The organism is Chthoniobacterales bacterium (assembly GCA_018883245.1).
In the GTDB taxonomy this organism is placed as follows: domain Bacteria; phylum Verrucomicrobiota; class Verrucomicrobiia; order Chthoniobacterales; family JACTMZ01; genus JACTMZ01.
The window spans coordinates 41,437-51,572 of sequence record VEQL01000018.1 but is presented as its reverse complement, the minus strand read 5'-3'; the positions used below and the strand labels follow the sequence as shown (position 1 = coordinate 51,572).

Sequence of the window (10,136 nt, the reverse complement as noted above, 5' to 3'; positions counted from 1 at the left end):
CGGATACCGACCGTGGACGGATCGCGTCCGGGCATTCCTGCGGGAATCGGCAGAACCCGCCGCGTCCTCTGCGCATTAGCCTCGGTCAGGGCGATGCTGCCGACCGAAAGATCGTTCACCACGACTTGGAAGGCGGAGGTTTTGTCCAGATTCTCTGCGTGGCTGAAGTCGAGGGTCAGCTTGCCGCCCTGCGCCGTTTGCCAACCCGGAGGCAACGGCCAAGCCCGCGACGTTTCGTTGCGAAACAAGCCGCGCAGCATGATCCCGCCGCCGGCCAGCGAATCGAAAGTGACCGGACCATCGACCGGACCGGCCAGCCTTTCCGTGACCGGCGAAACCACCGGCGCCTCTTTGACGATCCACGGATTTGCGGCCGCATCGCGCAAAGCAGGACCGCTGCCCAGGGCAAGGATCGCTTTTTCCAGTCCCGTATCATCCGCACCGCTTACCACGATCCATCGGCGCTGACCCCGTGCCGGTTCACCGGTGATGAATTCGCCGAGGAATCCCTCGCCGTTTTTGAGTCCGCGCAACGGAAGCCCGAATTCGACCGGAAGATCCGCGGCAGCCAAATCCTCGCGTTTGGCCACGATGAGACCATTGCTCCGGCCCGATATCGCGCTGAAATCTTTCAGCGAACCGACGCGGACCGATTCATCGTCCAGATAGAGCAACTGGCCCAATCGTGCCGCCGCGACAACCACACCGCGCCATGCGGCGTCGCCGCCTTTGTCCGCCACGAGCAGCGACACAGCGGGTTCGCTCTTTTCCGCGCCGAGCCGCATGAGCGCGGGCTCGCCGATCGCATCGGGAAAACGTTGCAACTCGGGAAAAAGCGCTTGGTTGGCGAAGGCCACGTCGAATCCCGTTCCCCCGGCGAGTTCAACCCACGATGCCGGATTATCGACATCGCGGCAGGGCGTGGCCGTGGTGACAAGAAGGCAGCGGACGGAAAGAGTGTTCCACCCTGGCTGCAGAGCATCGTTGTCGAGATCGATGGCCAGCGTTTGCTTTTCCGGTTGCTTCTCGCGGCCACTCACCGGACGCATGCTCGTCAGTTGCCTGCCGTTCAGGCTCACCGTCATGGTCGAAACGTCGGGCAAGAGCAGCGGCGAGGAACGAAAGACGAGTTTGAATTGCGAACCGGGCAGGTAGCGCACGTGCTCGGGCAGGCGAAAAGAAAACTGCCGCGCGGCGAGCACGCCTTCGAGCCGCGTGGATTGGCCTTCGAACAGCGGGACAAAAAATTTCCCGGGAGCCGGTGTAGTGTTTCCGCCGGTCGCGCCCGCGGTGGTGAGAAGTGCCGCAAAAATCGCGGCGAGGAAGAGGGTCGGAGATTTCACGGCGGCGACTATGGTCGCCGCGGCCGCCGCAGTTTATGGGGTAGATCCCTCGTGGGGGAATTACCCATGCGCACCGTCACGTGACGCGCCCCGTCAGCCGTTGCGCGCGAGACGGAATCCGATGACGCTGTAGCGGCTATCGGGCGGACGGCTCACCCGGTAAGTCACCGTGCCATTGGCCGCCCGGTGCCTCCAACTTCCCCCGCGGATGCGGTTGGCCGAAAGGCCGTCGTCGACATCCCAGCACCACTCCCAGACATTGCCGCTCATGTCGTGGATCCCCAACTCGTTGGCCGCTTTCGTCCCGACCGGCCGCGAACTTCCCTCGGCATTGGCATCATACCAACTCACCTCGTCGGCCGAATTGCTACCGCTGTAGGTGCTGCCGCGGCTGAGCGGACCGCCACGCGCGGCCCATTCCCACTCGGCCTCGGTCGGAAGCCGGTAGCCATCAGCCCCCTCGTTGCACGCCACGAGTTTGGATCCGTCCGGCCCGTATTCGCCTCGACGGAAGATTTTTCCCCCGATCGAGTAAACCGGAACGAGCATCTCGTGCTCGCTCTTGGCGTTGCACCACTTCACCGCGTCATACCAACTGACATGCGTCACCGGGTGCGGAATGCCCGGTGCTTGGCCTTGCGCGAGGGCATATCCCTTGCCGAGAGCCCACACGCGGACCCATTCGTATTCCTCCAGCATGACGGGAAACTTTCCGATTTCGAATCCTTGCACCTTCGTGTCGCGCAACTCCGAGTCCTGCGGCAATTCCCCGCCCGCAACGCTGACCATCACGGTCCCACTCGGCGGCGCATCCTGAGCCCGGCGCATCGCGTGACGACGATCGGACCTCCTTCGGCGATCCGTGCCCGGCTCCACCAACGCGGCGGAATTCCCTTGTTTCACACTTGGACGATAGGCCTCAGGGCCGCCTTGCACAGGTGGGTCATTCCCGTCCTTTGACCGATGCGGTGATTGTGAACACCACCCTGCGGAGCTACCCTCGCCCCGTGCTGCGCAAAATCCTCATCGGCCTGCTCGTTCTGGTCCTGCTCGGCATTGCCGGGGTGTTTGCTGCGCGGCAATTTCTTCCGGGCTTTGTCTCCCAATGGGTGGCTGGACCCGCTTTCAACCGGATGGTTTCCAAGGCCGTGTCGCACGCGCTCAAGGTCGAAGGGCAGTTCGGCCCGATGGCATTGGAACCCGGCCTCAGCGTGACCACGGAAGGATTCACGAGCAAGGGATGGCCCGGTCAGGCCATCGGTTCGCTCAACACGGGAAAGGCCCGCGGATGGTTCGATCCATGGGCCGTCTTCCGCGGCGAATGGCACGTCCCGCGCATCGACATCGAGAAGGCTGATTTCCGCGTGGTCACGCCCGACAACAAACTCAAGGCCCAAGACCCGGTCATTCCGCCCAAGCCCTGGTATGCGTTTTTCCTGCCGTCGCAGTTCACTTGCGGCTGGATCGAGTGCCCGGACATGAGCATCGAGCTGCCTGTGGGCGCACAAACGGTGCGCGGCGCCAATCTGCAGGTCGGCGCCATGATGATCGGCAAGAATTTCAAATACTTCGGTCGCAACGGCCGGTTGCAATATCGCGGCTATCCCGACATGGCCATCGACGCCCTCGAGGTCTACGTGACCCACGATTTCATCGACATCGGCAATATCTACCTGCGCGAACCGCAGAGCGCGCAGAGCAATTTGTTTGTTTCCGCCCGCCTCGGGCAGCATGCGGACAAAAGCATCCGCGCCAAGGCGGAGATCACCACGCTCGACCTGCGCCCGTTCCTTCCGTCCGACATCGCCCGCATCCTCAGCGGCAAGCTTTCCGGTAGCCTCAACTACGAGACGGACACCAGCGGCGGCAACGCCAAGGGCGGCGGATCGTTGCGGGTGGACGATGCCCTCATCGCAAACTGGGATTACCTCGACCGTTTGGCAGAGCACGCGAGGAATCCGTCGCTGCGCCGTTTGGTTTTCCGCCGCGTGGCCCTCGATTACGCGCTGGCCGGCGACGTTTTCAGCGTGAGCAATCTTAATGTGAACGGGCGCGAGCAGATCGATCTGACCGGCGGCGGAACATGGAATATGGCGACAGACACGGCCAGCGTTTCGCTCAATGCTTCGCGCATCCCCATCGACGCGTATCTGCCCGCCAAGATCGCGGAAGGACTGCGCGGCGAGTTGTCCGGTCGCGTGGATTGGTCATGGCGCGGCACCAACTTGCTCGCCGGACGCGGCGGCGGATCCTTGGAACTCACCGGCGCGGCGCTGAAGGATTTCGATTTCCAGAAATTTCTCTCACGATTCCTCAAAGATCCCCGCTACAACAACCTCAAGGTCACGCGCGCGAAGTTGGACTGGAAACAAACGCGGAACGAGGTGCTCATCGACAACATCGACGTGGCGGCGGGTGAGTTCGCCGGATTGCGGGGATCGGTCCGCGTGGATGCCAAGGGCCACCTTTCCGGCACGGTCTATGCCGGGCTTCCAGCCTCTTCCTTGCGCTGGCTGCCGGATGCAACGAAATCCGTTTTCGCCAAACAGGAAAACGGGATGCACTGGTGCACGGTGAAGATCTGGGGAACCGAGAAGAAGCCGGAGACCGATTTTACCGAGCAGGTCGCCAAGCAGTTGGACAAACATCCCTTGGCATGGGCGGCCCTGGCCATTCGCGGGCTCAGCTGGTGGCTCGGCGATGCGTTCCGGACAAAAGCCGCCAAGATGGACGAGGGCTGACCGGATCAGCCGATGTCCAAATAAGACAACAACCCCTGCTTGCCACCTTCGCGGCCGAAGCCACTTTCTTTGTAGCCGCCGAACGGACTGGCCGGATCAAACTTGTTGTAGGTCTCGGCCCAGACGACGCCGGCGCGAAGTTTCGTGGCGAGTTTGAAAACTTTGCTACCTTTGTCCGTCCACACGCCGGCACTCAATCCGTAAGGCGTGTTGTTGGCGCGCTCGAGAGCCTCTTCCGGAGTGCGGAAGGTCATCACGCTGAGCACGGGACCGAAAATTTCTTCCTGCGCGATGCGGTGCGAGTCGGTCACGCCGGTGAAGAAACTCGGCGCGTAGAAAAATCCTTTCGACGGAAGCTTGCAGGGCGGTTGGTAAAGTTCGGCCCCTTCTTTTTTGCCGCTCTCGACCAATTCACGGATCTTGCCGAGTTGCTCGCGGCTGTTGATCGCGCCGATGTCGGTGTTCTTGTCGAGCGGATCCCCCACCCGCAGCGAAGCGAGACGGTTGCGCAAGCGACGGATAACCGGTTCGACGATGCCCTCCTGCACAAAGAGACGCGAACCGGCGCAGCAGACGTGGCCTTGGTTGAAATAGATACCCTGGATGATTCCTTCGATCGCTTGGTCGATCGGAGCATCCTCGCAAATGATGTTGGCCGCCTTGCCGCCGAGTTCGAGGGTCAGCTTCTTGCGCGTGCCAGCGACCGACTTGGCGATGATCTTGCCGACTTCGGTCGAACCGGTGAAAGCCAGCTTGTCGATGTCCGGGTGATTGACGATGGCCGCACCGGCGTCGCCAAAGCCTGTGACGATATTGACCACACCTTCGGGCAGATCAGCCTCCGCGAGGATTTCGGCGAGGTGCATGGCCGTGACCGAGGTCGTCTCGGCCGGCTTGAGCACGCAGGTGTTGCCGCAAGCGAGCGCGGGCGCGAGTTTCCACGCGGCCATGAGCAGCGGGAAATTCCACGGGATGATCTGGCCGGCCACGCCGAGCGGTTGCGGTTTGCGTCCGGGAAAAGCGTAATCGAGCTTATCCGCCCACCCCGCGTGGTAGAAGAAGTGCGCGGCGACCAGCGGCAGATCGATGTTACGGCTTTCACGGATCGTTTTGCCGCCATCGAGCGACTCGATCACGGCGAGGTCGCGGATTTTTTCCTGCAAGAGGCGCGCGATGCGGAAAAGATATTTGCCGCGTTCGCGTCCGGGCATCTTGCCCCACGTTTTTTCGTAGGCGCGGCGGGCAGCCTTGACCGCCTTGTCCACGTCGGCTGCGGTGCCCTGCGCGATTTCGGCGTGCTGCTTTTCGGTGGCGGGATTGACCGACGGGAAATACTTGCCCGACGAGGGCTTCACGAATTTTCCGCCGATGAAAAGTTCGTAGCGCGGCTTGATCGCGATATCGTTGTGGACTTCGGGAGCCGGCGAATAATTCCATCGCCCGTTGAAGCGCAGATGACGGTCGCGCACCGGCACAACGGCAGCGCGGGTCTCCGGCGCGGCCGGTGCGGTGGCACGAGAGGCTAATTTTTTGGATTTCGTGGTCATGGCAGGGAAAAATAATCGCCGCTTTGGTAGCGTCCATCGACGCTCTTGGCGATTTGCAGGAGAATGTCGTTGGCCAGAGTGCTGGCGCCGAGGCGGAAAAGGTCGGGGGTGAGCCAGTCGTCGCCGAGCGTTTCATTGACCATGACAAGATATTGCAGCGCCTGCTTGGCCGTGCGGATACCACCCGCCGGCTTCATGCCGATGCGCACGCCCGTGGCGAAGAAGAACTCGCGGATGGCATCGAGCATCACCAGGGTGACAGGCAACGTGGCGGCAGGGCTCATCTTGCCCGTCGAGGTCTTGATAAAGTCCCCGCCCGCCTGCATGGCAATCATGCTCGCGGCGCGGACGTTGTCATAAGCGACCAACTCCCCCGTCTCGAGGATGACCTTGAGATGCACGCGACCGCAGAGCTGCTTCACCGCGGCGACTTCGTCGTGGACTTTGGCATATTCACCGCGCAGGAACGCCGCGCGATCGATGACCATGTCGATTTCATCGGCTCCCGCGTTGAGCGCAACGCGCGTATCCTCGAGTTTGGTTTTGAGCGAAGATTGGCCGCTCGGGAAATACGTGGCCACGGCGGCGACTTTCACCTTCGAATGGCGCAAGGAGACTTTGGCCGCCCGGACAAGGTTGGGATAGACGCACACCGCGGCAACAGGCCCGACGCCGTAGCGCGCGGGCGCGGGATGCATGGCCTTGTGGCACAGCGTCATCACTTTTCCCGGGGTATCGCGCCCCTCGAGCGTTGTGAGATCGAGCATGGAGAAGGCCATGAGCAGGCCTTGGAGCTTCGACGCGGCCTTGATGCTGCGCTTGGTGAAAGTCGCAGCCCGCTCTTCGACCATGACCTGATCCACGCCGCCGAAAAGGGAATGTCTTGGCGTCATGGGGAACAATGCGCTTAAGAAAAGCGGAACATATCCCTCAAAAACTGAACCCACAAGTAAAGCATGCCGCGCCACGAGTAGCGGCCGTGACCATCGTCCGCCGGCCGGAGAACACCTTCCCGCAGATTGTGCTGCATCTGGGCCTCCATGTCGCCCTCCACCGATGCCCGCACCGTGCCCGGGTCGAGCGGTGCAAGCGCCTCGGCCCGCACCCCCGCGTTTTGCAGGAACTCACCGTGACTCGCGACCATGGCCTCGAACGGCGCCTCCGCGGCCACACGATTGACGCGCACGGAAGGCGGGGTCATTAGGCTGGAAGAAAGCGGGCAATTCCACGTCACAAAAACCGAGCCGTCGGTCCCGCGCGACGTGATGCTGGAAAAATGGAATCCGAGCTGGTGTTGCTCGACCAACACCACCGAAGCCTCTGCACGCCTTTGCGGATCGGCGAACAGGCGCAGAAACTGGCGGTATCCGTCCATCTCCCATCCCAGGTCCGCCACATGCTCGAATCCGCAGCTTTCGATTTCATCTGTCAATTCGCCCAAAAGCGGGAACATTTCGCGGGATGGCGGAGGCACGTTCTGCAACTGCTTGCGCAGCGGCAGGCGCAGTTTCCGCACGCGCAAGAGGATTTCGACCCACGGCAGCAGAAGCCAAAGCAGCACCGCTGTCATACCGATCCACACGTTCCGGGTCGGAAGAAATCCGGCGGCAAAAGCCGTGAGACCGATGCAAAGCACGCCGATACGCCGCAGCACCGGATGCCCGTAGCTCAGAAACGCGGCCGTCAGCACCACCAGCCCGGCAAACAGCAGCAACCCGTTCATGGCTCGATGCCGTTGGCCTCGAGAAACGCCTCGAGTTGCCCGGTGTCGAAATCCGCCAGAACCTTGTCGCCGAATTCCAAAGTGGGCGCCAGCGATTGGCCGGAGATTTCACGCATGCGGGCGAAGCTTTCCGGATCGGCGAGAACATCGCGCACCTCATATTCGAATCCTTGCCGGTCGAGATACTCCAAAGCTTCGACGCACCACGGACAACCACCCTTCACATAAACAATCATGCTCATACGCCGGAGCTTGTATCGGTCAACAGACGCTGCCAAACAAGACCGCAAAAGAAAAACGAGGCACAGACCCCCGCCCGCAGCAGGTCTTTCCCGTTGCGGAACACATCCTGCACATCCATAATACAAGCTTGTCCAAAACCCACGGCGCGCTCGTCTAGAGGCCTAGGACACAGCCCTCTCAAGGCTGTTACACGGGTTCGAATCCCGTGCGCGCTGCCATTTTGCCACACCGAAGCCGATTGCCGGTGCATCGCGGCAAACCTGGAGACGAACCTCGAAAAAGCTAGAACCCCGAGGCGGGGAATTCCGCCGTGGGGACAATCCTTGAATTGTGCACGTAGCCCTGCTTGCCGTCGGAGGTGCGAACCCTCCACCAATTCGAGTCATCCGGGAAATAATCGAAAACCTCACCGATCACGATCCTGCCCACAATCGGCATTTCGGAGCCGTCGGGCTTTTTGGTCCCGGGGCCGCGTCTTATGTTGGTGTAGCCGTCCGGATCGGAAATCGTGCCGCGGAGGGGACGAGCGCCACCGCGGGCCGCATTGTTGTCAGCGGCGGCGGCGGGCGGTGCCGAAGCCGGTGAAACCTTTGCCGCTTGAGCGCTTCTCGCCGCTTCTTCCGCCTGCGACGCCCTTTCCAATGCGACTTGTTTTTCCGCCTCTGCGCGCTGCGCGATCTGGCGTAGTGATTCGGCCTCTTTCTCGGCCGCCTCGCGCTGGGCCTCGGCTTTTTCCTTCTCGGCCTGTTCCGCCTGCCTGCGCAAAGCGTCAAGTTCAGCGGACTTTTGCTCCGCTGCGGGAGCTGCCGTTTCGGCGGGCGTTTTGTTGGCAGCGCTGCGCGAGAAAAACCATGCAGTGCCAACGGCCGCGGCAACAACCGCACCCAGCGTCAACAAAACCGCGGCAAGACGCGACTTGGAACGATCAACCGGCGTGATGGGCTTTTGAACGACAACCGGCGCGGGAATTTCCGCGGGTGCACGACTGCCCATAATACCATGTATGCGGGACGCCAAGCGGTCCACAAAGGGCCCCAAGTCCCCGGGGAAGGCATCCATCCAATGCGTGTTGGCAAGATGGTAATCCCACTCGGTCGTCGGTTGGACATCTTCGATCCGGAACGGGATGACGGTCAGTCCGTTTCGCATGGCCAGGGTGAGTTCTTTGGAAACCTCTTTGGAGGCGAGCGAGTTGCTCGACCAGACGAGAACCATGGTGCGGCAACTCCCGAGCGCCCGGCCGATGGCCGAAGGCCAACTTTCCCCGGGATTGATATCGTCCGGTGCCTTCCAACATTTGAGCCCCGAGGCTTGCAGATGCTGTTTGATCGCCGACGCCGCTTGCCCGTCTTGCGTTGAATGGCTGATGAAAACGTCGAAAGGTTTTTCGGAGAGATCCACGCGGCTTGCCTCGGGTTTCAGTATTCCCAACGATCGCAACCGGTCAACAAAGACCTCCGTGCTTGGCCGGCCTGCCGGCGCCGCGCGCTATTTCTTTTTGGAGTTTTGCGCGTCGCTGCAAGCCGCGGCGGACCCGCGGCCCGACTGGGGAATGACCAAGACGGTCCCTTCTCCGCGGCAGCTTCCGGCGGTTTGCGACGTTGTGAACCCACTGCCGAAACGTGAAGTCGTTGCCGATCCGCCCGAACTGCTGCGACTGATGGTTCCGTTGCCGAAGCGCGACGTCGTTGTCGTGGCGCCGGATGAAGAGCGGCTGATCACCCCGCTTCCAAAGCGCGATGTCGTCACTGTCTCGCCGTTATTACCTCGCGTGATCGCGCCGTCTCCAAACTTGCTCGTGGTGAATGTCTGCCCATCCGATCCGCGCGTGACCCATCCACTGCCGAAGCGGCTCGTGGTGTAAACTTTGCCATCGGAGGATCGCGTGAGGTATCCGTCACCGAACTTGGTCGTGGTCGCGTTGCCCTTCAGCCCGGGGATGACGACAGGCGTGCAGGGCTTTTCTTGTGACCAACCGGTCTGGATCATCAGCAACAGGGCGCAGAGACCAAACATGCAGGCGGATTTCACAACTCTGATTGAGCCGGATTTCCGGGCTCATTTGCAAGACCGCCGGTGCCCTATGACGCACAAAAGCAGCCCGGCAGGGGGCTGTTAGGAGGGGACCGGTTCTTGCGGGCGGGCAGTTTAAGTGTTTGACTCCGTGACGAAAGTGAAAGATTAGCAGAGCAAACTCCGGGGAGAGAGCTTGTCACCTCCCCATCCGTCGGAAACGACGGAGCCTGCGGTGTGAATCGTCTCGCGGGCGGGTTCGACCAACCGTATGAAAACCAAAAACTCGATCGTTCCCCTCTACGCCAACAAGCACTATGGAGCGGACCACCACATGTGGGACAACAACGGGACTTGGTGGGCGCACTTCAGCCTGCAACGCGCGCGCGGCCGGGCCAAACGGGTCCGCATCTCGCTTTGCACGCACAACCGCAAGCTCGCGCGTGAAAGACGCGACCAAGTCTTGAAAGCTTCGCCCGAAAAATTGGCCAAGCTCCGCAAAAGCTGGCGCGCGGAAGCCGGCTGA

The 10,136-nt window shown here is 61.6% G+C and carries 10 protein-coding genes and 1 tRNA gene; 3 read left to right on the top strand and 8 right to left on the bottom strand.

Annotated features, from left to right (window positions below; genetic code table 11):
- The coding region (locus FGM15_07910; protein ID MBU3665784.1) for a cellulose biosynthesis cyclic di-GMP-binding regulatory protein BcsB at positions 1–1,343 on the bottom strand (1,343 nt) is incomplete at its 3' end.
- 93 nt (positions 1,344–1,436) lie between these two features.
- Positions 1,437–2,171: a formylglycine-generating enzyme family protein gene (locus tag FGM15_07905; protein ID MBU3665783.1), complete on the bottom strand. Its 735-nt coding sequence runs from the start codon at positions 2,169–2,171 to the stop codon at positions 1,437–1,439.
- Between the two features lie 146 nt (positions 2,172–2,317).
- On the opposite strand from FGM15_07905, the gene FGM15_07900 reads away from it, so the two are divergent.
- Positions 2,318–4,084, top strand: a complete 1,767-nt coding sequence (locus FGM15_07900; GenBank protein ID MBU3665782.1) for a hypothetical protein — start codon at positions 2,318–2,320, stop codon at positions 4,082–4,084.
- 5 nt (positions 4,085–4,089) lie between these two features.
- Here the strand turns inward: FGM15_07900 and FGM15_07895 are convergent, their stop codons facing one another.
- The 4 genes from FGM15_07895 to FGM15_07880 are packed head-to-tail and all read right to left on the bottom strand — an operon-like array spanning position 4,090 to position 7,596.
- Complete coding sequence (locus FGM15_07895; GenBank protein ID MBU3665781.1) at positions 4,090–5,631, bottom strand: aldehyde dehydrogenase family protein; 1,542 nt, start codon at positions 5,629–5,631, stop codon at positions 4,090–4,092.
- Complete coding sequence (gene deoC / locus FGM15_07890; GenBank protein ID MBU3665780.1) at positions 5,628–6,524, bottom strand: deoxyribose-phosphate aldolase; 897 nt, start codon at positions 6,522–6,524, stop codon at positions 5,628–5,630. The genes FGM15_07895 and deoC overlap by 4 nt, the downstream gene beginning before the upstream one ends.
- A 14-nt stretch (positions 6,525–6,538) precedes the next feature.
- Positions 6,539–7,354 carry a hypothetical protein gene (locus tag FGM15_07885; protein ID MBU3665779.1) on the bottom strand — a complete coding sequence of 272 codons (816 nt, stop codon included), beginning with the start codon at positions 7,352–7,354 and terminating at the stop codon, positions 6,539–6,541.
- A complete protein-coding gene (locus tag FGM15_07880; GenBank protein ID MBU3665778.1) occupies positions 7,351–7,596 on the bottom strand; it encodes a glutaredoxin family protein in 246 nt (81 codons plus the stop codon). Before FGM15_07880 ends, FGM15_07885 begins: the two co-directional genes overlap by 4 nt.
- A 143-nt stretch (positions 7,597–7,739) precedes the next feature.
- Here FGM15_07880 and FGM15_07875 point away from each other — a divergent pair.
- Positions 7,740–7,815 (top strand) — tRNA-Glu (locus FGM15_07875).
- 64 nt (positions 7,816–7,879) lie between these two features.
- Here the strand turns inward: FGM15_07875 and FGM15_07870 are convergent.
- Complete coding sequence (locus tag FGM15_07870) at positions 7,880–9,037, bottom strand: TIR domain-containing protein (GenBank protein MBU3665777.1); 1,158 nt, start codon at positions 9,035–9,037, stop codon at positions 7,880–7,882.
- A 48-nt stretch (positions 9,038–9,085) separates the two neighbouring features.
- Positions 9,086–9,613: a hypothetical protein gene (locus FGM15_07865; protein ID MBU3665776.1), complete on the bottom strand. Its 528-nt coding sequence runs from the start codon at positions 9,611–9,613 to the stop codon at positions 9,086–9,088.
- A gap of 268 nt (positions 9,614–9,881) precedes the next feature.
- Between FGM15_07865 and FGM15_07860 the strand changes: the two genes are divergently transcribed.
- Positions 9,882–10,136, top strand: a complete 255-nt coding sequence (locus FGM15_07860) for a hypothetical protein (GenBank protein ID MBU3665775.1) — start codon at positions 9,882–9,884, stop codon at positions 10,134–10,136.